Annotated in this window: 19 protein-coding genes; 17 read left to right on the top strand and 2 right to left on the bottom strand. The window is 42.0% G+C overall.

What is annotated here, in order from left to right; all coding sequences use genetic code 11:
• Positions 1-83: 83 nt before the first annotated feature.
• The 3 genes from SFRI_RS15605 to SFRI_RS21065 all read left to right on the top strand — a co-directional run bounded on the left by SFRI_RS15605 (position 84) and on the right by SFRI_RS21065 (position 3,011).
• Positions 84-506 (top strand): VanZ family protein, encoded by a 423-nt coding sequence (locus SFRI_RS15605; RefSeq protein ID WP_011638464.1) that lies wholly within the window; start codon positions 84-86, stop codon positions 504-506.
• A gap of 50 nt (positions 507-556) precedes the next feature.
• The gene (locus SFRI_RS15600) at positions 557-1,390 is read left to right on the top strand and encodes a sulfurtransferase (protein WP_011638463.1); all 834 of its coding nucleotides are present in this window, start codon (positions 557-559) and stop codon (positions 1,388-1,390) included.
• Positions 1,391-2,294: 904 nt separating this feature from the next.
• Positions 2,295-3,011 (top strand): hypothetical protein, encoded by a 717-nt coding sequence (locus SFRI_RS21065; RefSeq protein ID WP_011638462.1) that lies wholly within the window; start codon positions 2,295-2,297, stop codon positions 3,009-3,011.
• A gap of 388 nt (positions 3,012-3,399) precedes the next feature.
• Here SFRI_RS21065 and SFRI_RS15590 read toward each other — a convergent pair.
• Positions 3,400-4,577 (bottom strand): IS3-like element ISShfr6 family transposase gene (locus SFRI_RS15590; RefSeq protein WP_086019740.1). Its coding sequence is split into 2 segments (ribosomal slippage): positions 3,400-4,319 and positions 4,319-4,577, totalling 1,179 coding nucleotides; the frame shifts between segments, so codons are not numbered across the junction.
• Positions 4,578-4,741: 164 nt separating this feature from the next.
• Here SFRI_RS15590 and SFRI_RS15580 point away from each other — a divergent pair.
• Positions 4,742-6,178 carry a hypothetical protein gene (locus SFRI_RS15580; RefSeq protein WP_011638461.1) on the top strand — a complete coding sequence of 479 codons (1,437 nt, stop codon included), beginning with the start codon at positions 4,742-4,744 and terminating at the stop codon, positions 6,176-6,178.
• 645 nt (positions 6,179-6,823) lie between these two features.
• Here the strand turns inward: SFRI_RS15580 and SFRI_RS15575 are convergent.
• Entirely contained in the window at positions 6,824-8,131 is a 1,308-nt protein-coding gene (locus SFRI_RS15575; RefSeq protein ID WP_011638460.1) for an NAD(P)/FAD-dependent oxidoreductase, read from the bottom strand.
• A gap of 233 nt (positions 8,132-8,364) precedes the next feature.
• Between SFRI_RS15575 and SFRI_RS15570 the strand changes: the two genes are divergently transcribed.
• From SFRI_RS15570 to SFRI_RS15510, 13 genes are all read left to right on the top strand, one after another.
• Positions 8,365-8,913, top strand: a complete 549-nt coding sequence (locus SFRI_RS15570; protein WP_011638459.1) for a cupin domain-containing protein — start codon at positions 8,365-8,367, stop codon at positions 8,911-8,913.
• Positions 8,914-9,357: 444 nt separating this feature from the next.
• A complete protein-coding gene (locus SFRI_RS15565; RefSeq protein ID WP_011638458.1) occupies positions 9,358-10,122 on the top strand; it encodes a gamma-glutamyl-gamma-aminobutyrate hydrolase family protein in 765 nt (254 codons plus the stop codon).
• 2 nt (positions 10,123-10,124) lie between these two features.
• Positions 10,125-11,480 (top strand): glutamine synthetase family protein, encoded by a 1,356-nt coding sequence (locus tag SFRI_RS15560; protein WP_011638457.1) that lies wholly within the window; start codon positions 10,125-10,127, stop codon positions 11,478-11,480.
• A 97-nt stretch (positions 11,481-11,577) separates the two neighbouring features.
• Positions 11,578-12,978 (top strand): aspartate aminotransferase family protein, encoded by a 1,401-nt coding sequence (locus tag SFRI_RS15555; protein WP_011638456.1) that lies wholly within the window; start codon positions 11,578-11,580, stop codon positions 12,976-12,978.
• A 258-nt stretch (positions 12,979-13,236) separates the two neighbouring features.
• The gene (locus tag SFRI_RS15550; protein ID WP_011638455.1) at positions 13,237-14,337 is read left to right on the top strand and encodes a polyamine ABC transporter substrate-binding protein; all 1,101 of its coding nucleotides are present in this window, start codon (positions 13,237-13,239) and stop codon (positions 14,335-14,337) included.
• 159 nt (positions 14,338-14,496) lie between these two features.
• Positions 14,497-15,633, top strand: a complete 1,137-nt coding sequence (gene potA / locus SFRI_RS15545; protein WP_011638454.1) for a polyamine ABC transporter ATP-binding protein — start codon at positions 14,497-14,499, stop codon at positions 15,631-15,633.
• Complete coding sequence (locus SFRI_RS15540) at positions 15,630-16,529, top strand: ABC transporter permease subunit (RefSeq protein ID WP_011638453.1); 900 nt, start codon at positions 15,630-15,632, stop codon at positions 16,527-16,529. Before potA ends, SFRI_RS15540 begins: the two co-directional genes overlap by 4 nt.
• Positions 16,526-17,341, top strand: coding sequence for an ABC transporter permease subunit (locus SFRI_RS15535; protein WP_011638452.1), 816 nt, complete (start codon positions 16,526-16,528; stop codon positions 17,339-17,341). Before SFRI_RS15540 ends, SFRI_RS15535 begins: the two co-directional genes overlap by 4 nt.
• A gap of 207 nt (positions 17,342-17,548) precedes the next feature.
• A complete protein-coding gene (locus SFRI_RS15530) occupies positions 17,549-18,835 on the top strand; it encodes an NAD(P)/FAD-dependent oxidoreductase (protein WP_011638451.1) in 1,287 nt (428 codons plus the stop codon).
• 80 nt (positions 18,836-18,915) lie between these two features.
• Entirely contained in the window at positions 18,916-20,364 is a 1,449-nt protein-coding gene (gene gabD / locus SFRI_RS15525) for an NADP-dependent succinate-semialdehyde dehydrogenase (RefSeq protein ID WP_011638450.1), read from the top strand.
• A gap of 11 nt (positions 20,365-20,375) precedes the next feature.
• Complete coding sequence (gene gabT, locus SFRI_RS15520; protein ID WP_011638449.1) at positions 20,376-21,650, top strand: 4-aminobutyrate--2-oxoglutarate transaminase; 1,275 nt, start codon at positions 20,376-20,378, stop codon at positions 21,648-21,650.
• A 134-nt stretch (positions 21,651-21,784) separates the two neighbouring features.
• Positions 21,785-23,902: a methyl-accepting chemotaxis protein gene (locus SFRI_RS15515; protein ID WP_011638448.1), complete on the top strand. Its 2,118-nt coding sequence runs from the start codon at positions 21,785-21,787 to the stop codon at positions 23,900-23,902.
• Positions 23,903-23,996: 94 nt separating this feature from the next.
• Positions 23,997-24,656 (top strand): RluA family pseudouridine synthase, encoded by a 660-nt coding sequence (locus SFRI_RS15510; protein WP_011638447.1) that lies wholly within the window; start codon positions 23,997-23,999, stop codon positions 24,654-24,656.
• The last annotated feature ends 78 nt before the right edge of the window (positions 24,657-24,734 follow it).

Genomic DNA, 24,734 nt, shown 5'->3' with positions numbered 1-24,734 from the left:
CAAAATTAACGCTAAAATGCTAACTATTCATTGTAGACTCAAAGGCATTATTACCTCAACATGTCATACACGGATGAATACAGATGACCCATAAGACCTTCTCTCGTTTAGCTATTATTGCTGCTGGTGGCTTTTTTGGTTTTATTTTGTGGATTATTTACCTCGCCAATACTGGCAGTCAAAGTGTGTTTTTCGATGTAATAAAACATGTTCCCTATGGTGACAAGATTTGTCACATGTTGTTATTCGGGTTATTAACTTTTGTGGCCAATTTAGCGCTGCAGAGTCGTCATTTTTGTATCGGGCGTCTTCCGCTTTATTACGGCACTGTGTTAGTGTCGATATTCGTCCTGAGTGAAGAAATCAGCCAGGGTTTTATCCCATCAAGAACATTAGACATCATCGATTTAGTTGCCGATGCTGTAGGTATAATTTTATTCAGTTATTTAAGTGGGTTAACTCAGCGTTATATAGACAATCATCATGAGAGTATTCGTGTGAGTTAGCATCAATATTTTCCATCAATATTTGCCATCAATTGTAAGAGAGGTTTAATGTGAATTTTCCTTTAGTGACCACCGATTGGTTAGCGCAACACTTAGAAGACCCAGATCTTGTATTACTAGATGCCAGCATAGAAATTGTGCTGGGAAAAGAGCCACTTGTTTATGATGAGCTTTACGTTATTCCTGGTGCATTATCGTGCCAAATAGATAAACTTTTCTTCAATCATCAATCTCCACAAACTCACGCTATGCCCACGGAAGATCAATTTACTGTTGCAGCTAAATCATTAGGCGTAAGCCATAACAGCACCGTAGTTATTTACGATGATCAAGGCATTTATTCTGCACCGCGTGCGTGGTGGACCTTTAAAGCAATGGGGTTTGATAAAGTATTTGTACTCGATGGCGGTTTACCACTGTGGCGCAGTGAAGGGCGAGACACAGTACGTCAATTTGCGACAGCAACAGACTCAGGTGATATCAAAGGCCGCCTACAGCAATACAAGGTGTGCGACACTGAGTTTGTGTTAACCCATCTTGGCCATGCCAAAGTTGATATTATTGATGCGCGAGCAGCTGGGCGGTTTAATGGCACTACCCCTGAACCTCGTGTTGGCATGCGCGGCGGTCATATTCCTGGTTCACTCAACTTGCCTTTTGCACAAGTATTAAACGGTTTTAAAATGAAATCTATCCGTGAATTGCATACAATTTTCGCTAGCTTAGATACCAGTAATAATGCCCAACGGGTGTTTAGCTGCGGTTCAGGAATTACCGCCTGTATTTTGATTCTGGCTTCGTATGTAGCAGGGCACCATCAAGCGGCTTTATATGATGGTTCTTGGGCAGTTTGGGGCGGAGATGCAGCGCTTCCTATTGAATAATAGGGTTAATTTTTTATGGCCTGTGGCCACTAACGCTTAAAATCGCAAGGTTACACCCTGCACGGGCTATTAGATTATGGCCTACGGCCACTAACGTCGTGGCGCTTCACCCACACCAGACCAAGAGGAAACCAACGGCTGTTCCCTCTTTACTCTTTATAAAAGAATTGGCCCAGCCGCCCCGCAACATTTTCAAACAGCGAAAAGGTCGCCATGGGGATTAATCCAGCTTTTGACCTCTCTTATAGACAGCCTCGGTCTTATTCGAAAATGCTATCGCTTCCGATAGGACATCCATGGCCACCGAAAGCTAGCCTGACGTCCTGTCAGGCTCACGCATTCTTTTATAAAGAGTCTTCAACGGCCTCAAGTTCAGAGTTGAATTTGGGCATGACTAATTCGTTTCGGACACAAAAGTGGCTTAAAACTTATCTTTTTATAAAAGTTTATGCGGACCCAATTAAATTCCCAGCTTTTAACTTCGTCTGAGTGTTCTTCGGCCAACTCTTTATGATAAAGAATGAAAATGCTAACGCTTCACATAGGGAGTCTGATGTGAATGGATTCACAAATGTCGTGATGGCATGGTCAATGATGTTCCCTACATCATTATGACATTTCCAATATCCATATAGGTCAGATGTGCGAGAAAGGCCATGTCAGGCTCACGAATTCTTTTATAAAGAGTCCTCAACGTCCTCAATCAAACTGAAACCGGATGGTTAAAGTAGCAAAATAATCGTAAAGCTATATAGTCCAACAACCTGCAATGAGAAGTCTCTGGCGATAATGTTCAGTTAGAGTCTGATTAATCAATATCATCGAGGAATTGAAATTATTTACTTGTGAATAATGAGCTTGTTATGCTAATTTTTTGCGAACTCAACATCATGATGGAATATGAATGTATTATCTACTGCTAGCCATGCTGCTAACCTTAACTGGTTGCGCAAGTAAACAACCCTCTTTTAGTCTTGTTATCGACCCCTTATTGCCCTCTGTCATTAATTATAGCGGTGAAATTGATCCAGATAATGTTGCCGCTTTTGAACAAGGCATAGCAAATAGTCCAACTCAAATAACCTCATTGGTTATTAACAGTGGTGGGGGAGATGTACTTGCTGGCATACGATTAGGTGAGTTGGTATATCAGCACAAATTAAAGGTTACAGTTGATAAAGTCTGTGCATCATCGTGTGCTAATTATGTTGTAACCGCCAGTGATGAAGTGACTATAAAACAAGATGCCCTGTTAGGTTGGCATGGTGGGGTGTTACAACCACTCTTATACGGTTCGGAAGACTTCCATAAGTACAAAAAAAGTATGGTTGAATATATTATGGCGTGGGCAGAGGCCGAGCGCGTCTTTTTTGACATGGTTAAGGTTAATCAAGCTGTCACGGTATTGGGGATGATGCCAGGCTTAAAAGGTAAACGAAACACGCCATTATATAGTTATGACCAGCAAACGTTAAAGGCGTTAGGTTTACATATCACTTTTGAAGACAAGCAAGCAACAGTTTCTAAAACCGGCGAAGAAATTGTACAAATATTTAGCTTAAGCCCTGAAGTATTAGACACTTTACTGCTGCAGCATGCACAAAGGTTACAGCAATTGTAATTAAGTTAGCTTGTCTTTTAAGCGATGGCCTCCGGCCACTAACGTCTTGGCGCTTCGCCCACACCAGAGCAAAAGTCTCAACGTGTTCTCATGTTTACGTTCAGATTAACGTCAGCTATTAACAAGCAAATAAATCAGGACTCAATCGAGTATATTTTCTCATTGGATCAGCTAGACTAAAAAAATGTGATGGAACACCAAACGATAAAGGAATTTCAATGAATATGTACAATTCAAGCCAATTAATCAGTTCAAAACTGCTCTACAGCCCAGATTCAGCATCAAAAAAATCAAATTCCTATAGCATAAAGTGTACTAATTAATCTGGATTCGGCATAGGCCAAGTTCAACAAGTGATTTAAGCCATGCAAATAACGCACTGTAGTGGTCAAGTAATATTGGCCACGGTTTTAGAGTCATTCCAATATAAACGTTCTGACTCATTTGGAGTTAACCCACCATTATATTGATGGGGTCTAGTTTCACTGTAATATCCAGTGATGTAATTTGTGATCGCTTTGTCTGCTTCTGTAAAATTCCCATAGCCACTTGCGGGTACCCATTCAGATTTCAAACTTCTAAAGAAACGCTCCATTGGTGCGTTATCCCAACAATTCCCGCGACGACTCATGCTTTGCTCAATCTGAAGACGCCATAATAACTGTCTGAATTTCAAGCTTGTGTAATGTGAACCTTGGTCGCTGTGATATATCACATTCTCAGGTTTCCCCCTTAACTCAAATGCCATTTTCAAGGCTTTAGAGGTCAGCTCGCTGTCAGGCGATAATGACAAAGCCCACCCAACAGGTTTGCGGGAAAATAAGTCTAAAACAACGGCTAAATATGCCCAACGATTACCGACCCAAACATACGTCACATCGCCACACCACACTTGATCTGGTTGAGTTACTGCAAACTGTCGATTAAGCGTGTTTGGGATCGCTACATGCTCTTGTGCAGCTTTCCTATAAGAATGCTTAGGCTGCTGACAGCTTAATAATCCAAGCTTTCTCATTAGATTACGGGCTCGATAACGACTGAGATTAATCCCTTTGTTAGTCACTAATTGCGCTATCGTTCTAGCACCGGCAGAGCCATTACTAATACGATGCGCGGCCTTCACTTCACTGCATAAAATAGTAAAGTCAGCATCGATATGTTCTTTTCTTTTTAGCCAATATTTATAGCTACTTCGATGCACTTTGAATGCATTACAAATTGTGAGAATAGAGTGGCTCTGCTTGAGTGCGCTGATCAGCGTAAATTGTTCATCGAGTCTGACATCAAGAGAGCGGTAGCCTTTTTTAGAATAAGATTATGCTCCTCAAGACGGGCTACCTGTTTCTTCAGTTCACGGATTTCAATTTGTTCAGGGGTAATGGGAGAGGCTTTTGGCGTGCCACCCTGGCGTTCTAGTTTTAACTGTCTCACCCATTTATCCATGGTTGATTTACCCACGTTCATCGCCTTTGCTGCTTCGATGATGCTATGGTTTTTATCGAGGACTAATTGGGCTGCTTCAAGTTTGAATTCAGCACTAAATGTTTTTCTGGTTATCGATCTCATGTGTTCACCTAAAGTCATGTACGAGGTAATAATATCACCTCTATTTAGGTGGCCAAAATAACTATGCCACTACACAATGTATAAATGCTAAAACGTTATATGACAAAGTTAAATGTCTTAGATTTTGACGATTGATTAGAACCGTTACTTTTAGGGAAAATAATATGGATGTTTTACAAGCTTTTTTTGTCACAATTGTATTGGTGTTATTTAGTAATATATATGCATTTGGCTCATCAGACATGGAATTTGATAGTCAGAAAAATGATATTTTTGCTGCTATAAAAAAAGATGAAAACTTAAAGCCCCATTTTACTTATGAAAGTTCTATATCGAACTTTGTTAGTGAAGATCAATGTATTCGTATTAATCATAACCTTCACAAAGGTGAACGTCAAAAATCCAAAAGGGCATTCAAGTGGGTAATCGATGTACCCACAAAGGGAAAGATTTCAAGTAAAGAAGCCATTGGTATTAAAGAACTAAACGCCTTAGTCACAGTAAAGCTTCTCTCAAAAAAAACAGTCTATATAGATATTGATTCCATAAAACAAAAATTTAATAGGTATCGCCTTACTGTGAAAGGTTGGAAGGAGTCGGTTGGTAGGGATTGTTTTTACCTTGGTAAAGCGAAACACCTTTCCGTAACCAAGGTAAAAAAAATCCAAGTACCGATTAGCCGCGACAGTAAAGAAACTCTTTATAAAGTAACTACTATAGTCGGGATTGCTAGAGAACAAAAGTTACCTGATTGGGCAAATCATCAAGATGTACGACAGGCTTTCCCTCTTGTTGATAAATTAGTTAAAGGGTATGAGCGAATAATTTCAATGAATAAAGTCAATGGTCAGTGGGCTGAATATCTGTCACCGTCTTCTGTAAAACGAATGGCTAAGTCAGGGAGGACCAAATCGAGCAATTATTTTAATACCAATGCGTCAATCACAAAAAAAGAAAGCATGCTTGATGCATTTGAAATTGAAGAGCATAGAAATAAATATTGGAGTTGTATCAGTTTACCAGGACAAAGTTCTAATGGAGTTAGGGTTGATAAGGAACTTAAATCAAGTAGTCAATACAATTATAGCGTAGCAATATTTGATAATATGAAACGTTCTAAATTGGATGATATTGAAATAAAAACAAAGCCTTACTTAGAGCGTCTGGTTGGTGCGGGTTTATTGACGTCTCATTTACAAAATGGAATTGAAGGAAATAAAAAGAACCGAGGAAAATTATTTAATGGTACCGTTTATCAACTTAGCTCTAATTATAACCATATTATTGATAAAAATAAGGGGTGTATCTACTTAGGTAAAGGAAAGGTAAACCTAGTCGAACTAAAAATAATTGCAAGTAATGCTAGAGGCAATCATTCTCTACAAGAAATAGTTAAGTACAAATATATAATGACATATCCCGAACCTCCAGAATGGGTAAAAGATCCTGTCCTTCAATCTCAATGGTCTGATTTAAAAGGTGCGCTTGATTACGGGCTTGCCTGTGATGGAACATTTGAAATTGATTTGACAGAAGAAAGAAAAATGGGGGCAGGTAGTGGAAGTTGCTGGTGGGCTTACGATAGCGTTGCAGAGCTATAAAAATATGATTGTGTGCTTAGCGCTAATAGTAAGTGTTGCCATATAACTGGGTAGCCTGAAAAATTTAGTGGGGTTAGGGTAAACTTTTATAAAAAGTAAATTGAAACACTGGCTTTTCTAAAACGTTTATGTCCAAAAACGAGTTGTTCTTAGCTTTCAAATGCTCAAATTCAACTCTGAACTTGAGGCCGTTGAAGAAAATGTCGTGAGTCCAGACATGGATGTCTGGCTAGCTTTCGAGGGGAAGGGACGCCCCATTGGAAGCGTTAGCATTTTCGAATAAGGCCGAGGCATGCTACAAATGAAGTCCAAAGCTGGATCAATCCCCATGGCGACCTTTTCGCTGTTTGAAAATGTTGCGGGGCGGCTGGGAGTTCCAAGAGGGAACAGCCGTTGGTTTCCTCTTGGTCTGGTGTGGGTGAAGCGCCACGACGTTAGTGGCCGCAGGCCATAAAGTACAAAAGTACAAAAGTACAAAAGTACAAAGCAAACATAACACCTGGATTCCGGCTCAAAAGCATTGCCGGAATGACGCCGTATTTGGCCCGTGCAGGGTGGAACCTTGCGATCTTAAGCGTTAGTGGCCGTAGGCCATAAAAAGAACAAAGGTTGACCCCTTTGCCAACCCACAGCAAATCCAACAACCTATAGCAAATCCTTCATCCTATGATAAAACATTCCAGCTGCAAGCAATGGCGATCGCAACATTGGTCCGCCTGGGAAGGTCATGTGTTTAATGTCATTAAACACATCAATACGTTGTGATTGCTGACTAATGGCTTCAGCAATTAATCTTGCTGCCATATGCGTAGCATTTACCCCATGTCCGGCATAGGCTTGAGCAAAGTAGATGTTGGCTGCATCAGGTAAACGGCCTATTTGCGGCATGCGGTTGGCGCCGATACCCATCATGCCGCCCCATTCATAATCAATTTTGATACCTTTTAATTGTGGGAACACTTTTTCAAGATTAGGTCTTAACTCGGCTTCAATGTCTTTTGGGTCTTTACCAGAATAAGTACATAAACCACCAAACAATAAACGGCGGTCTGCTGATAAATGGAAGTAGTCTAACGCTACGCGCATATCGGCAAATGCCATGTTTTGCGGAATAATACTGGCACATTGTTGCTCGGTTAATGGCTCAGTGGCTAATAAATAGGTGCCTGTTGGCAACACTTTCCCACCAAGGAAAGGGCTTAATTTATTGCCGATATAACCATTACCGGCCATGACTAGATAGTCACAAGTTACTTCGCCTTCAGCGGTAATGACTTTGGGTTTAGTGCCTTTAATGATTTTTTCTGCGGCGCTGTATTCAAATAATTGTGCGCCAAGTTCGCGGGCGACACGCGCTTCGCCTAGGGCTAAGTTAAGCGGGTGTAAATGTCCGCTGCCCATATCGACCAAGGCGCCTTGATAAAAGTCTGAACCGATAACTTCACCAATTTGTGAACGATCAAGCAGCTTGATTGATTTTTGATAACCTTGGTCTTGCAGATCTTGAAATTCTGCCGCTAAATCATCCATGTGCCGTGGCTTTACGGCTAAATCACAATAACCCATGTGTAAGTCGCAATCGATTTTGTGCTCGGCAATGCGCTCGGTGACAATATCAACCGCTTCAAAACCCATTTGTTGAATCGATTTTACACCTTCATCACCAATTTCATTTCGAAATTGGCTCGCGTCATGGCCGATCCCACGGATAAGTTCACCACCATTTCGGCCAGATGCGCCCCAGCCAATACGTTTAGCTTCGAGCAATGCAACACTGTAACCGCGTTGTCTGAGTTCAATAGCGGTATTAATCCCGCTAAATCCACCGCCGACAATACACACATCGACAGTAATGTTTTCGGTTAGCTTGGGATGCTGATAAAGCTCTTTGGCGGTCGCAACATAAAAGGAGTCTGGGTAGTGTTGGCTATGAATTGGGGATTTATGCGACATAAAAGCTCCAAGCTATTGATTATAATTGTAATAATAACTTTAAAATGAATAGTTAGATGCAATGTAAGCCATCTATGGTGTGCATTTTATTTAACACTTATTTGGTGTAAAATACAATTGCTTTGATTTAAGTAAGTTATCATGCTTAATGGATACAGATTTTTGGTAAAGTGTTAATAATCTGCAACACTTTAACAGCAGGATATTGGTCAACATTTACTAGGAGAACGAATTTGGATATTGGTACAAGCCTAAAAGCTGTTCGTAAATTGAAAGGATTATCTCAACGTGAGTTAGCCAAGCGTGCAGGGGTTACCAACAGTACAATTTCAATGATTGAGAAAAATAGTGTTAGCCCATCAGTGAGTTCACTTAAAAAGGTACTCGCAGGGATCCCGATGTCCTTAGTCGATTTTTTCTCTATTGATGATGGCTCTATCGGTGACCAAAAAGTGGTTTATCGAGGTAATGAGTTACTGGACATCGGTACTGGCGAATTAGTCTACAAGCTTATTGGTCGTGATTACCCAAACCGTGCGATGTCGGTAATGAGTGAAACATATCCTGTCAATGCTGATACTGGCGCTGAAATGCTGCAACATAAGGGTGAGGAAGGTGGCATCATTATAGAAGGCAAGCTTGAGCTTACTGTTGGCGAAGAGGTTTTTATCCTCGAAAAAGGCGACAGTTACTATTTTAATAGTGAACAACCTCATCGATTTCGTAATCCATTTGATGAACCTTGCAAGCTCACTAGCGCGACTACGCCAGCTGATTTTTAATCATTTCTCATCTCATTTATGTCTGCTTATATCCAATGATTTTATTCAGGGAATAAGGCAAGGTAATCAATCAACCTTGCTATTCCCGCCCCCTAAAAAGATTACCATTTGCTCTATTTTAGTTGTTGTCGTGTAACTTCCTAGCATGAGATTATTGGTTTGTGTAAAGAATATTAAGCAATAAATTCCCTTTTTTTGTGCATTGCCTCCCCATTTTGGCGCATTTTTTAGTGAAATCTAATTAAAGTAACTCGGAATATATTTTTATGTATTACGGTTAATTTAAAGTTACTAGTTTGTTTTTAAAGTGTTTTAATTTATTTTCATTAAAAGTTGTTTTTATCATCAGTTATCCTCTTGCCTAGCTAAAAAAATCCGTGTAGTGTGTGAAAAAATGAACACGTAAAACAATAAGTTCATCACATTCTTTGCTAAAGGTGAGATATGTCTCTGTCAGGTCTTCCCCTCATCGGGGTAGTAGCGTGCAATCAGCAAATTGGTCTTCATCCATTTAACATAGTGGGTGAAAAATATTTATTGAGTGTGGTTAATGGCGCTAAAGGATTCCCCTTAGTTATCCCATCACTTGGCGTCGATGCGCCAATTGAAGCTATTCTTGCTCGTCTCGACGGTATCCTTTTTACGGGTTCACCATCGAATGTTGAACCTCATCATTACCAAGGTCCTGCTAGTGAGCATGGAACCCATCATGATCCTAAGCGTGACGCAATAACTTTACCGCTGATAAAAGCCGCAATTGATGCCGGGATCCCTGTATTAGGTATTTGCCGTGGTTTTCAAGAAATGAACGTAGTGTACGGTGGCAGTTTGTACCAGAAACTACACGAAGTAGGCACGTATATTGAACATCGTGAAGATAAGAAAGCCCCATTAGATGTGCAATATGGTATTTCGCATCCAGTTAACCTGGTTGCTGGCGGGCTCCTTCACGATGCATGGGGCTGTGACACAGCAGAGGTTAACTCTGTTCATACTCAAGGCGTGGAGCGTCTAGGTGAGGGGTTACAGCCAGAAGCATTCGCTCCAGACGGATTAGTAGAAGCATTTTCTGTTAAAAATGCTAAAAATTTTGCATTAGGAGTCCAATGGCATCCAGAATGGAAAGTAACCGAAAATGCATTCTACACTGCAATTTTCGAAGCATTCGGACAAGCCTGTAGACAACATGCGGCAACACAAGTGAGATAAAAATGGATAAGTTAATCGCTTTTTTAAAAGACAAAAAAATTACCGAAGTAGAATGTGTTATCAGTGATATGACTGGTATAGCACGTGGCAAAATTGCTCCAGTAGATAAGTTTGTATCAGAAAAAGGCATGCGTTTACCTGAGAGCGTGCTATTGCAAACAGTCACTGGAGATTTCATTGATGATGAGGTTTATTATCAACTTCTCGATGATGCCGATATCGATTTTGTCTGTGTTCCAGACGAAAATGCCGTGTTTATGTTGCCATGGACTGTTGAAGCTACCGCGCAAGTTATTCACGATTGTTATGATCGTATGGGTAATCCAATTGAATTGTCACCGCGTAATGTGTTGAAGAAAGTACTTAAGCTTTATGAAGATAAAGGTTGGGAACCCGTTATTGCGCCAGAAATGGAATTTTATCTGACTAAACGTTCTGACGATCATGATTTACCGCTTAAACCACCTATTGGTCGCTCTGGTCGTCCTGAAGCTGGCCGTCAGTCTTTCTCTATAGATGCTGCTAACGAATACGATCCTCTGTTTGAAGACATGTATGACTGGTGTGAAATCCAAGGGTTAGATATTGATACCTTGATCCATGAAGATGGTCCTGCACAAATGGAGATTAACTTCAGCCATGGTAATGCATTGTCATTAGCCGATCAGGTGTTCATTTTTAAACGCACATTGAAAGAAGCCGCATTAAAGCATGATGTGTGTGCCACCTTTATGGCTAAGCCCGTTACTGATGAGCCTGGCAGCGCGATGCACATTCACCAGAGCGTACTGGATATTAAAACCGGTAAAAACATTTTCACCAAAGACGATGGCACTCAAAGTAAATTATTCCTCAGCTATATTGCTGGCTTACAACAGTACATTCCTGAATTGTTACCGTTAATGGCGCCAAGTGCTAACTCTTTCCGTCGCTTCTTACCGGGTACTTCTGCACCTGTAAACTTAGAATGGGGCGTGGAAAACCGTACTTGTGGCTTGCGTATTCCTGAATCATCACCACAAAATCGCCGTATCGAAAACCGTATTCCGGGTGCCGACGCTAACTGTTACCTCGCAATCGCGGCCAGTTTGTTATGTGGTTATATCGGTATGGTTGACGACTTAAAACCTTCTACACCTGTGACAGGTAAGTCGAACGAAAGCCGTACTAATAACGAAAACTGCTTACCGTTGACCTTAGAAGAAGCCTTGGTGGCGATGCAAAGCAGCGATGCTTGTATTGAGTATTTAGGTCAATCTTTTACCACTGGTTTTGTGGCGGTAAAACAAGCTGAACTTGAAAACTTTAGACGCGTTGTGAGTTCGTGGGAACGTGAGTTCTTATTACTAACGGTGTAATGATGGTTGGGCGCGTTGGCCTACATTATTAATGTATGTGGATAACAACAGATAGCAAATACCAACGGATTTGCTATCTGTTTGAAAGGATACCTGTATGACAAACCCATTATCGACAGATGCGATGAGCCAGCAGCACAAGCTTGAGCGTCTACAAGCTGCAGACAAACAGCATTTTATTCACCCATTTACCGATTCAAAGGGGTTAGCCGTAAAGGGCACTCGGGTGATAGAACGGGCTGAGGGAGTGTATCTGTGGGATGTAATGGGTCATAAACTGCTAGATGGCATGGCAGGCTTATGGTGTGTCAACGTGGGCTATGGTCGGCAGTCAATTGTGGATGCTGTCAGCAAGCAAATGCAAAAACTGCCTTTTTATAATAGTTTTTTCCAATGTTCTCATCCTCCAGCGATTGAATTAGCGCAAAAAATTGCTTCCCTTGCCCCTGCGCACATGAACAATGTGTTTTTTACTGGGTCTGGCTCTGAGTCAAACGACACCAACTTACGCATGGTACGACGTTACTGGGATTTAAAAGGCAAACCAAGCAAGAAAACCATTATCAGTCGGGTTAATGCTTATCATGGTTCTACTGTCGCGGGTGCCAGTTTAGGTGGTATGTCGGGCATGCATGAACAAGGTGATTTACCTATTCCTGGCGTAGTGCATATTGCGCAACCTTATTGGTATGCCGAAGGTAAAGATTTATCCCCAGAAGAATTTGGTTTGAAAACTGCACAAGCGCTTGAAGCCAAAATTATAGAGCTTGGCGAAGACAACGTTGCTGCTTTTATTGCCGAACCTTTTCAAGGTGCAGGTGGGGTGATTATTCCTCCATCAACTTACTGGCCTGAAATAAAAAGAATTTTAGCCAAATACGATATTTTATTTATTCTTGATGAAGTGATCAGCGGTTTTGGGCGCACCGGAAAGTGGTTTGCGGCTGAGTATTTTGATTTGCAGCCCGACCTTATCACCATCGCCAAAGGCATGACATCGGGTTATGTGCCAATGGGTGGGGTGATTGTGTCAGACAAAGTGGCTGAGGTTATTAAGCAAGACTGCGGTGAATTTACCCACGGTTTTACTTATTCCGGTCATCCAGTTGCCGCAGCTGCTGCATTAGAAAATATTCGTATTATTGAACAAGAAAAATTAGTTGAACGTGTGGCTAATGATACCTCGCCGTATTTACAGTCGCGCTTACAACAATTGGCCGAACATCCATTAGTGGGTGAGGTGCGCGGCGTGGGTTTAGTTGCGGCCATCGAGTTAGTTAAAGATAAATCGTTACGACAACGGTTTGATGCCAACGTCGGCGTTGGAACATATTGCCGCGATGCGTGTATCACCCATGGTTTGGTGATGCGCTCTGTTGGCGACACTATGATTATTTCACCGCCATTGACCATTAGTCATGCTGAGATTGACGAGTTAGTTGCGAAAGCAACGCAGGCGTTAAATGATACTTATCAACACGTAAAAAACATGGGATGACGTCCCGTTACTGAATGATTATTGCAATATAGTGATTTTTTAACCAATTGCATTTCCACGATCTAGTAATCGGAAATGTTTTTGATAAAATTCGCGCTGAAGGAAACAAGTAATGTCGCGTTAACCATACCGATGCATAGTTAAGTTGTAGCATTGGATAATTTCTTTTATTAAAAAGAAGATTTTACACGCTGGTAAGACCTAGCGAAAAAAACGAATGTCAGTACCATTCTGACCATTATCCAACAGGGAGAAAGTATGAAGCTATCAAACAAACTATCCACATTGGCCTTAATTACTGCGGGTGTGTTTTCAAGCACCGCTATTCAGGCTCAGGAAGTGGTTAAAATGTACAACTGGTCGGATTATATTGCCGAAGATACCTTAGCCAATTTTGAGAAAGAAACCGGGATTCATGTCATTTATGACGTGTTTGACAGTAATGAAGTACTTGAAGCGAAATTGCTTTCTGGCCATAGCGGTTATGACATTGTTGTTCCGTCGAATCACTTTTTAGCTAAGCAAGTTAAAGCGGGGGCATTTCAAAAGCTCGATCGCGCTAAGTTGACTAATTATGCCAACTTAAAGCCTGATTTAATGAAACAGCTACAAAAAGCTGATCCGGCCAATGAGCACGCAATTCCGTATTTATGGGGCACTAACGGTATTGGATATAATATCGAAAAAGTGAAAGCCGTATTGGGTGAAGATGCGCCATTTGATTCTTTAGAGCTTATCTTTAACCCTAAGTATGCTGAAAAGATTGGTTCATGTGGTTTCTCGATGCTTGATTCCGCCGACGACATGTTGCCTCAAGCTCTGATTTACTTAGGCTTAGATCCAAACAGTAAAAATGCTGCTGATTATGAAAAAGCCGCCGAAGTTCTGGAAAAAGTGCGTCCTTACGTTACTTACTTCCATTCATCACGCTATATTTCTGACTTAGCTAACGGTGATATCTGTGTCGCGTTTGGTTTCTCTGGTGACGTATTCCAGGCTGCTGCACGTGCTGATGAAGCCGGTAATGGCAATAAAATTGGCTATTCTATTCCAAAAGAAGGCGCCAACTTATGGTTTGATATGTTAGCTATCCCACAAGATGCCACTAATGTAGATAACGCCCATAAACTGATTAACTATTTACTTCGCCCTGAAGTGATTGCACCTATCAGTAACTATGTTGCTTACGCTAACCCTAACGCTCCAGCACAAGCCTTAGTTGACGAAGCTATTCGTAACGACCCAGCCATTTACCCACCACAGTCGGTAATTGATAAGTTGTACATTGGTGATATTCGTCCATTAAAAATTCAACGTGTAGTAACGCGTGCATGGACCAAAGTGAAGTCAGGTCAATAACCTAACTCACTAGCACTCAGGGCGAGCCCTCTCGCCCTGTTTTTATAGCAGTATTGATGTATTTATTGGCTAATTTTGCCACTTTAACAGATTGTTACGTGTGCCCAAAAACAGGCTGTTCTGTTGCGGTACGCATACTCCAAAAGGCGGAGCAGTATTATGGTAAACACCTCGAGCGTCACTAATAAACCAACCACAAAGACGCAAGATAAAGTGCTGCTCAAAATTGAGCGTGTCAGCAAACTTTTCGATGATGTGCGCGCAGTAGACGACGTCTCGTTAACCATTAACCGTGGTGAAATATTTGCACTACTGGGTGGTTCAGGTTCAGGTAAATCAACCTTGTTACGCATGCTCGCGGGTTTTGAAAAGCCAACAGAAGGGCGTATTTTTCTTGATGGTGTCGACATTACTGATATGCCACCGTACGAACGCCCTATTAATATGATGTTCCAATCGTATGCTTTATTTCCGCACATGACGGTTGAACAGAATATCGCTTTTGGATTGAAACAAGACAAAATGCCGAAGGCTGATATTGCTGTGCGGGTTAAAGAAATGCTTAAACTGGTGCACATGGACAAATACGGTAAACGTAAACCGCATCAGTTATCAGGTGGTCAACGTCAGCGTGTCGCCTTAGCTCGTTCGTTAGCAAAGCGGCCTAAATTATTATTACTTGATGAGCCAATGGGCGCATTAGATAAAAAGCTGCGTACTCAAATGCAGTTAGAAGTGGTCGATATTTTAGAAGCCGTAGGTGTTACCTGCGTGATGGTAACCCATGACCAAGAAGAAGCCATGACCATGGCCGGACGTATTTCGATTATGCATGAAGGTTGGATTGCCCAAACAGGCAGCCCAATGGACATTTATGAGTCGCCAGCGAGTCGCATGGTTGCAGAGTTTATTGGTACGGTTAATTTATTTGAAGGTGAAATTATTGAAGATGAAGTTGACCACGCGATTATTAAATCGCCGACTTTATCGCAGCAGTTTTACATTGGTCACGGTATTTCAACCAGTCTAGAAAACAAAAATGTATTCTTGGCCCTACGACCAGAAAAAACCATTATTACCCGCCAAAAGCCTGAAAGTGAATATAACTGGGCTCACGGCGTAGTGCATGACATTGCCTATCTTGGTGGTTTGTCGGTGTATTACATTAAGTTAAAAAACAACCAAATTGTTCAATGCTCAATGATTAACCGTGAACGCCGCGCCGATCACCCAACGTGGGAAGACGAGGTTTACATCAGTTGGGAAGACACCAGCGGGGTTGTATTAAACTCATGAAGAATCCATTGAAAATATTCAAAGGCCGACATCTCACCATGGGTATCCCTTACCTATGGTTGTTACTGTTTTTTGCCTTACCGTTCGCCATTGTATTAAAGCTGAGCTTTTCGACTGCTGCGATTGCGATTCCACCGTACGAGCCAACGTTTAATTATGTTGATGAGGCGCTAAATATATTCGTTAATCTGGGTAACTATTTGTTGTTACTGCAAGATTCAATGTATTACATGGCGTACTTAACCTCATTGAAAATGGCATTTGTTGCTACACTTGGCTGTTTGGTGCTTGGTTTTCCGATGGCTTACGCCATTGCCCGCGCCCCCGTAAAAATGCAGGCGGTATTGCTGTTACTGGTGATGTTGCCGTCGTGGACCTCATTTTTGATCCGTGTATACGCATGGATGGGTATTTTAAGTAACAACGGTTTAATTAATAACGCCTTGACTTGGTTAGGGGTTATTTCTGAACCAATCCAAATGCTGAATACTAATTTTGCAGTATATATCGGTATCATTTACGCCTATTTGCCGTTTATGATTTTGCCGCTTTACGCCACCCTAGTTAAATTGGATTTAAGCTTACTAGAAGCCGCTTCCGATTTAGGCTCTAGCAGTATCAATACTTTCTGGAAAATTACTCTGCCATTATCAATGGGCGGTGTAATCGCTGGCTCTATGTTGGTCTTTATCCCTGCCGTGGGTGAGTTTGTTATTCCTGAACTGCTTGGTGGTCCAGACTCATTAATGATTGGTAAGGTGTTGTGGCAAGAGTTCTTTAATAACCGCGACTGGCCAGTAGCTTCATCATTAGCGATTGTGATGCTAGCGTTATTGATTATCCCAATTACTTTGTTCCACCGTTATCAGTCACGCAGCATGGAGAGCGACGTATGAAGAACTTAAGTTTCTCTAAAGTGATGTTGTGGGTTGGGTTGATATTTTTATATGCGCCAATGCTTATTTTGGTCATCTATTCATTTAATGACTCAAAACTGGTTACCGTGTGGGGAGGTTTTTCGCCTAAATGGTATGGCGAGCTATTTCAGGACCAGCAGATATTAAATGCAGTCTGGACCAGTTTACGTATTGCCTTTTACAGCTCCACCATGGCAGTGATTATTGGAACGATGGCAGCGTTTGTGATGACTCGTTTTAGACGCTCATGGGCTAAGTTAACCTTGTCTAACATGATCACCGCACCTTTGGTTATGCCAGAAGTTATTACTGGTTTGTCGTTGTTACTGTTATTTGTACAAATGTCAGAAACCTTTGGCTGGCCCACTGAGCGCGGGATGTTTACGGTATGGATTGCTCACTCTACTTTCTGTGCTGCTTATGTTGCGGTGGTAGTGTCGTCAAGACTGCGTGAACTGGATTTGTCGATAGAAGAAGCCGCGATGGACTTAGGTGCAACGCGATTAAAAACCTTCTTTTTAATCACCATACCAATGATAGCGCCATCACTCATTGCCGGTTGGTTGTTATCATTTAGCTTGTCGTTAGATGATTTAGTGATTGCCAGCTTTACCTCTGGCCCTGGTTCTACAACCTTGCCTATGGTGGTATTTTCGTCAGTTCGCTTAGGGGTTTCACCTAAGATTAACGCACTCGCGACAATTATTATTTTAGCGGTATCTTTAGTGGCTTTCTTGTCTTGGTATTTTGCCCGCCGAGCAGAGAAAAAAGCTAAAATTGCGATGGAATAACAACACTCAATAAACACAATGCAAAAGCCATGCTGATGTCAGTGTGGCTTTTTATTTTCGGTAATCTATTTGCTATATTCTGCTGACACGGGTGTTTAATATATTCGACAAAGTGTCAAAAATTACGCGATTAATGCTAGTTTTTAAATTTGCATAAGTGTAGGATGAGTGAGTTGAATTACGTTTTGAACCTTTAAAGGAAGCGCTATGTCCGCCACACCTCATGCTAGTTCATATTATGCTGCATCGGCTAATGATAAAGTCGAACGTCCTCGCTTAGAATCTACAATTGAAACAGATGTTTGTGTTATTGGCGCGGGCTATACAGGGTTGTCTTCTGCGTTACATTTATTAGAAAGCGGCATGAAAGTTGTGGTGCTTGAAGCGGCCAGAATTGGCTGGGGAGCATCTGGTCGAAACGGCGGTCAAATTGTCAATTCTTTTAGTCGTGACATTGATTCTATCGAAGGCGTTGTCGGCAAAGAACAAGCTAAACTTTTTGGTCAAATGGCGTTCGAAGGTGGTCAGATTATTCGTGACCGTATTGCCAAATACAACATTGATTGCGACTTAAAAGATGGTGGTGTTTTTGCCGCCATGAACGCCAAGCAAATGGGCCATTTACAGAGTCAAAAATCATTATGGGAAGCTCATGGTCATAACAATCAATTAGAGTTACTCGACCAGGATGGCATTCGCAAAGTGGTTAATACCGATTTATATGTCGGTGGTTTACTCGATAAAAGCGGTGGCCATATTCATCCTCTCAACCTTGCATTAGGTGAAGCCCGTGCGGTGGAATCACTTGGTGGACTGATTTTTGAAGATTCTGCGGTTATTAAAGTGGACGATGGTGCGTCACCGGTTGTGCACACTGCTCAAGGCCAGGTTAAGTGTAAATTTGTGGTGGTGGCTGGTAATGCTTATTTAGGTAAATTGCTGCCAGAGCTACAAGCTAAATCAATGCCTTGTGGTACTCAAGTGATTACCACTGAACCATTGTCAGATGAAATGGCTGCGAGTCTATTACCGCAAGACTATTGCGTTGAAGACTGTAACTACCTATTAGATTATTACCGCCTTACTGGTGATAAACGCCTTATTTTTGGTGGCGGCGTGGTTTATGGTGCGCGCGATCCGGCCAACGTTGAAGCCTTGATTATGCCTAAACTATTAAAGACTTTCCCGCAGTTAAAGGGGATTAAAGTTGACTATGCTTGGACTGGTAACTTTTTAATGACGTTATCGCGTCTGCCGCAAGTGGGCCGTATTGGGGATAATATTTATTACTCACAAGGCTGTAGCGGTCATGGGGTTACCTATACTCATTTAGCAGGTAAGTTAATTGCCGAAATGCTTAATGGCCAAGCCACACGTTTTGATGCCTTTGCCGCATTACCACATTATCCATTTCCTGGCGGGCACGCACTTAGAGTGCCATTTAGTGCCTTAGGTGCGTGGTATTACACGTTACGTGACAAGTTTGGCATATAGCCTTTGATTATCAGTTGGCTGTTAACGATTGATTAATCAATGATTAACTGAGTTTTATTAGAATTTAGTAGGAGCGCATTGTGATTTTAAATGATCCAAGCTTATTGCATGAACAATGTTATATCGATGGCCTATGGGTGGGTGCTAACAGCGGCGAAACGGTTGCTATAGCTAACCCTGCTACCCAAGAAATTATCGGTAATGTGCCTGTTATGGGCAAAACAGAAACCGAAGCAGCCATTACTGCAGCCAATAATGCCTTACCGGCTTGGCGTGCGCTGACTGCCAAAGAGCGTAGCCAAAAGTTACGCCGTTGGTTTGAGTTAATGCATGAAAATGCTGAAGACCTAGCGTTGATGATGACGACAGAGCAAGGTAAACCGCTGGCAGAATCAAGAGGTGAAGTAACCTATGCCGCCTCGTTTATCGAATGGTTTGCTGAAGAAGCTAAGCGTATTTATGGTGATACCATTCCTGGCCATCAAGCAGATAAAAGACTGACTGTTATTAAACAACCTGTTGGTGTGACTGCGGCGATTACCCCGTGGAATTTCCCTGCTGCGATGATCACCCGTAAAGCGGGCCCTGCACTAGCAGCCGGTTGTACTATGGTCGTTAAACCTGCGCCGCAAACTCCATTTACCGCATTAGCATTAGCTGAGCTTGCACATCGTGCGGGCATTCCTGCTGGTGTGTTTAGTGTTATTACTGGTGATGCGATTGCGATTGGTAATGCTTTATGTGAAAGCCCTATTGTGCGTAAATTATCTTTTACTGGTTCAACTGCGGTAGGAATTAAGTTAATGGAGCAATGTGCTCCAACACTTAAAAAACTGTCATTGGAGCTAGGTGGTAATGCACCGTTTATCGTTTTTAATGATGCCGATATTGATGCCGCAGTTGATGGCGCAATGATTGCTAAATACCGTAATGCCGGTCAAACCTGTGTGTGTGCCAACCGTATTTATGTCCAAGCAGGGGTGTATGAGCAATTCACCCAAAAATTTGCTGCAGCAGTGGCTAAATTAAGCGTCGGTAATGGCGTGGATACAGGGGTGAATATCGGCCCGTTAATCAATGCTGATGCAGTGACTAAAGTACAGCGTCATTTAGCCGATGCGGTTGCTAAAGGCGCAAGTATCGTCACTGGCGGTAAAACACATAGCTTAGGTGGCTTTTTCTTTGAACCTACTATTTTACGTGACGTTGATAAATCGATGTTAGTTGCCAAAGAAGAGACTTTTGGCCCATTAGCACCGCTATTCAAATTCGACTCAGTAGATGATGTGATTAAACAAGCTAATGACACTGAATTTGGCTTAGCCGCTTACTTTTATGGCCGTGATATTTCGCTGGTTTACAAAGTAGCAGAAGCACTTGAATACGGTATGGTGGGCGTTAACACCGGATTAATCTCGACCGAAGTCGCGCCATTTGGTGGCATTAAATCGTCTGGATTAGGCCGCGAAGGCTCAAAATTTGGTATCGAAGAATACCTTGAAATGAAATATATCTGCATGTCAGTTTAAGAGAGCGGGCTATGACTAAAACAAATGATGGATTAATGGCTCGTCGCCAAGCGGCAGTGGCTCAAGGTGTAGGGCAAATTCACCCAATTTTTACTGAACGTGCTGAAAACGCCACAGTATGGGATGTTGAAGGTCGTGAATATATCGACTTTGCCGGTGGTATTGCGGTACTCAATACTGGTCATTTACACCCTAAAGTTAAAGCGGCTGTGGCAGCGCAGCTAGATGCATTTTCGCATACATGTTTTATGGTGTTGGGTTATGAAAGTTACATTGCGGTATGTGAAAAACTTAACCATTTAGTGCCAGGCGATTTTGCTAAAAAAACCGCCTTATTTACCAGTGGTTCTGAAGCGGTTGAAAACGCAGTTAAAGTAGCCCGTGCTTATACAAAACGAGCAGGCGTTATCGCATTTACCTCTGGCTATCATGGTCGAACCATTGCTGCGCTAGCATTAACTGGCAAAGTAGCACCGTACAGTAAAGGCATGGGCTTAATGTCTGCCAACGTGTTCCGAGCTGAATTTCCTTGTGAGATGCATGGCGTGTCTGAAGATGATGCTATGGCATCAATTGAACGTATTTTTAAGAATGATGCCGAGCCTGCAGATATTGCCGCAATTATATTAGAACCTGTGCAAGGCGAGGGTGGCTTTTATGCCGTTACGCCATCATTTATGAAGCGCTTACGTGAATTGTGCGACAACCATGGCATTGTGTTAATTGCGGACGAAGTTCAAACCGGCGCTGGTCGTACTGGTACTTTCTTTGCGATGGAGCAAATGGGTGTAGCCGCAGACATTACTACCTTTGCCAAGTCTATAGCCGGTGGTTTTCCACTGTCGGGTATTACCGGTAAAGCAGAAGTCATGGATGCAGTAACCGCAGGTGGTTTAGGTGGCACTTATGGTGGCAGCCCGATTGCTTGTGCTGCTGCGTTAGCGGTTATTGAAGTGTTTGAAGAAGAGCAGTTATTAACTCGCGCTAATGAAGTCGGTAATCGGCTTAAATCGGCATTAACGGATATGCAGGCTAAGTATTCGCAAATTGCTGATGTACGTGGATTGGGTGCAATGATCGCCATAGAGTTAATGGAAGATGGTGAACCTGCTCCGCAGTACAGCGGTAAGATTTTAACTGAAGCACGTAACCGCGGACTGATTTTATTGTCTTGTGGCACCTACGGCAACGTGATTAGAGTGCTGGTGCCATTAACTGCGCCAGATGCACAAATTGATACTGGTCTTGCGATTATGGATTCGACATTTCAGGCAGTGTTTAAATAACGGCTCTTTTTGTCAAAATAATCAATAAAATCCCGTTTTTACGGGATTTTTTATATATTACACCTACTTAATTTTTAAAGCTGACTACACTTTATGGTATCTAAAAGTTAATACTAAAGCGGGAGCTCAATTGAATGAAGGCATTATCCATTAAGACAAAGTTGTTATGGATCACCTCAGCGTTATTTGTTACCACAGTTATCGTACTCTCTTTAAGTTTATGGTTAGGTCTAAAAGATAAGAATAGCAGCTTGGCCGCAGAAGTAGAGGTTGCGTTACAGCAAGAGATTAAAGATAAACTCTCAGCAAGAGCTGGTGAGTATGGTGAACGTATTGCTGGATTTATCAATGAGGCTTATAGAATTCCCTTTTCGTTTGCAGGCTTACTTGAGCAAACTTCAAAAAAAGATCCTCTAAGTCGTGATCGAATGGAGTTGTCTTTAGCCGCAATATTGCAAAAAAATAACATAATATCATCGATGTATGCGCAATTTGAGCCCAATGGTTACGATGGACTTGATAGTAGTTACTTTCAAGGTAGCAGTCACAGTGTACCGAATGTAGGCACATTAGAAATTTACTATACCCGTAATGGTGATGGCACAGTAGAACAGAATCAAGTTGATGAGGCAGCTGAAAAATACATTACCACGTTAAATGAGTTTGGCGTTCGCGAAGCTGAGTGGTATTTGTGCGCTAAAGACACTAAAAAGTCGTGTTTAATGGAACCGTATTTATATGAGATCACTCCGGGAAACACTGCATTAATGACTTCGTTAACCGTGCCCGTTATCGTCGACAATCAATTTAAAGGTCTTGTTGGCGTTGATATTAACTTGCCAATTTTTCAAACCATGATCATGCAATTATCTAAAAGCTTATACGGTGGGCAAGCCAAGGTGACCTTGGTGAGCCAGAAAGGTTTTGTGGTAGCAGCTAGCCATTATAAAAAGTTTGCGCGACCTTTTAGCGAATCTGTCGGGCCAGAATTAGCCAAAAAACTGTTAGCCTTAGACAGTTCTTCGGATTTTGTTAATGAACCTACCAGCATTGCCGTGGCATATCCTATTAATATCCCAATTGCTGATGCAACTTGGTCATTAATTATTGAAGTGCCGAAAAATAAAGCGTTTATGGCGGTAGATAATATGAATACTGCCATGAATGACATGGCGATGTCTCTGGGCAGTTTGCTATTAACTATTGGTATTATTGTTACAGTCATAGCGGTGCTTATTATTAGCTTAGTCATTCGTAGTATTATTTCTCCACTTAATATGATCCAAGCTCGCGTCGAAAACCTTGCCAGCGCTGAAGGCGATTTAACTCAAGCGATAGAAGTCGATGCCCATGCGGAATTGATTGCACTAGGCAGCGGTATTAATGCCTTCATTGCGAAATTGCGTCATCTCATTTCAGAGCTTAAAATTCTTGCTGACCGTTCACAACAAGAAAGTATAAAATCGGCAGACATTGCTAAGCACACTCGCGAAAGTGTTAATCGCCAATATGGTGAAATTGAAAGTGTGGTCACTGCAGTTAATCAAATGAGTGCTACCGCGCTTGAAGTGGCTAAAGCTTCTGAGCAAACGGCAATGGAAACCGAGTCAATGACGGTCAATGTGAAAGACGGTCAATCGCGGTTAACTCAAGCGATGGTATTTGTAGAGGGAGTCTCGGGTGATTCTGCACAAGCTCAACAAGCGGTAGGTATGGTGTCGCAAAGCAGCGCCAATATTAGCCGCATTTTAGAGGTGATTAGCTCTATTGCTGAGCAAACTAACCTATTAGCGTTAAACGCAGCTATTGAAGCTGCCAGAGCGGGAGAACAAGGTCGAGGTTTTGCTGTTGTTGCTGATGAGGTGAGAACGCTAGCGTCTAGAACTCAAACGTCGACGAATGAAATCAGTACCTTGATTGAGTCGTTACAAAAAGAAGTTAAAAATGCCTCGAGCATTATTGATAAAGGCGCCCAAGGTGCACAAAAAGCGGTTGAGCAAACTCAGCTAGCATTACAATCACTGAATGCCATCGTTGAACAAATTAACCAAGTGTCAGGCCAAGTGACCCACATTGCGACAGCCGCGGAAGAGCAAAGCGCAGTAACCGAAGAAGTAAATCGTAATATTACGGGTATTTCAGACTCAGCTGCTGAGTTATCACAGTTGGCTGACAGTGCTCAGCAGAGCAGTGACAGCTTAGCTGATTTAGTTCAACAGCAGCAATTGCAATTAGGACGGTTAAGAACTTAATGCAGTTTTAGCTCGGAGAGTACAGTTTGAAAGGTGGCTTATAAGCCACCTTTTCGATTATTATTCCTGCTTAGATTGTTATCACTAAGATATTATGGCTGAATTTATTGCTCCACCTTGCGATGGCAACATTGAGGTTTTATACCAAGATGAACATTTACTGTTGATCAATAAGCCTACAGGGTTATTGAGTCTTTCGGGGAAGAATCCATTGAATAAGGATTCGGTACACCATCGTTTAGTACAAGATTACCCCTCGGCAACGTTAGTGCACCGTCTCGATTTCGGCACGTCGGGCATTATGTTGGTAGCGCTAAACAAAGTGATTAATGGTTTATTGACTAAACAATTTCAGCTACGAACTGTCTCAAAAACCTATACCGCAGTGTTATACGGTGATTTAGTTGAGCAACATGGTGATATTGAATTACCGATCGCCAAAGATAGCGATAATTTCCCGTTAATGAAAATTTGCCAACAAACTGGCAAGCCAGCGCACAGTCAATATCAAGTGATTGAACGGCATCAACAGAGGCTATCAACGCGGGTGACCTTTACCCCTATTACAGGCCGAACTCATCAGCTACGCATACACAGCCTGCAAATAGGCCATCCGATTTTAGGTTGTGACTTATACCGAAATGAGTATTCGCAAGCGATGTCGGACCGATTAATGCTGCATGCCACTTCATTATCGTTCACCCATCCTGTAACAGAACAACGAATTGATTATGTTTGCCCAAGCCCATTTTAATCATTTCTATCAATAAACTAATGTTAGCATGGTGAAAACTGATGCATAATCAATCTATTATTTATTCTTACACAGGTT

The organism is Shewanella frigidimarina NCIMB 400 (genome assembly GCF_000014705.1).
GTDB lineage: Bacteria > Pseudomonadota > Gammaproteobacteria > Enterobacterales > Shewanellaceae > Shewanella > Shewanella frigidimarina.
Note: the sequence above shows the minus strand (reverse complement) of the source record. Positions and strands in the feature narration are given on the sequence as shown.

What these genes read in the sequence shown, in the direction of transcription:
- SFRI_RS15580 (WP_011638461.1), top strand. Translation starts at nt 4,742, where the DNA reads ATGGATGTTTTACAAGCTTTTTTTGTCACAATTGTATTGGTGTTATTT.
- SFRI_RS21065 (WP_011638462.1), top strand. Translation starts at nt 2,295, where the DNA reads ATGTATTATCTACTGCTAGCCATGCTGCTAACCTTAACTGGTTGCGCA.
- SFRI_RS15555 (WP_011638456.1), top strand. Translation starts at nt 11,578, where the DNA reads ATGACAAACCCATTATCGACAGATGCGATGAGCCAGCAGCACAAGCTT.
- SFRI_RS15535 (WP_011638452.1), top strand. Translation starts at nt 16,526, where the DNA reads ATGAAGAACTTAAGTTTCTCTAAAGTGATGTTGTGGGTTGGGTTGATA.
- SFRI_RS15550 (WP_011638455.1), top strand. Translation starts at nt 13,237, where the DNA reads ATGAAGCTATCAAACAAACTATCCACATTGGCCTTAATTACTGCGGGT.
- potA (WP_011638454.1), top strand. Translation starts at nt 14,497, where the DNA reads ATGGTAAACACCTCGAGCGTCACTAATAAACCAACCACAAAGACGCAA.
- SFRI_RS15560 (WP_011638457.1), top strand. Translation starts at nt 10,125, where the DNA reads ATGGATAAGTTAATCGCTTTTTTAAAAGACAAAAAAATTACCGAAGTA.
- SFRI_RS15515 (WP_011638448.1), top strand. Translation starts at nt 21,785, where the DNA reads ATGAAGGCATTATCCATTAAGACAAAGTTGTTATGGATCACCTCAGCG.
- SFRI_RS15605 (WP_011638464.1), top strand. Translation starts at nt 84, where the DNA reads ATGACCCATAAGACCTTCTCTCGTTTAGCTATTATTGCTGCTGGTGGC.
- gabT (WP_011638449.1), top strand. Translation starts at nt 20,376, where the DNA reads ATGACTAAAACAAATGATGGATTAATGGCTCGTCGCCAAGCGGCAGTG.
- SFRI_RS15540 (WP_011638453.1), top strand. Translation starts at nt 15,630, where the DNA reads ATGAAGAATCCATTGAAAATATTCAAAGGCCGACATCTCACCATGGGT.
- SFRI_RS15530 (WP_011638451.1), top strand. Translation starts at nt 17,549, where the DNA reads ATGTCCGCCACACCTCATGCTAGTTCATATTATGCTGCATCGGCTAAT.
- SFRI_RS15575 (WP_011638460.1), bottom strand. Translation starts at nt 8,131, where the DNA reads ATGTCGCATAAATCCCCAATTCATAGCCAACACTACCCAGACTCCTTT.
- SFRI_RS15510 (WP_011638447.1), top strand. Translation starts at nt 23,997, where the DNA reads ATGGCTGAATTTATTGCTCCACCTTGCGATGGCAACATTGAGGTTTTA.
- SFRI_RS15565 (WP_011638458.1), top strand. Translation starts at nt 9,358, where the DNA reads ATGTCTCTGTCAGGTCTTCCCCTCATCGGGGTAGTAGCGTGCAATCAG.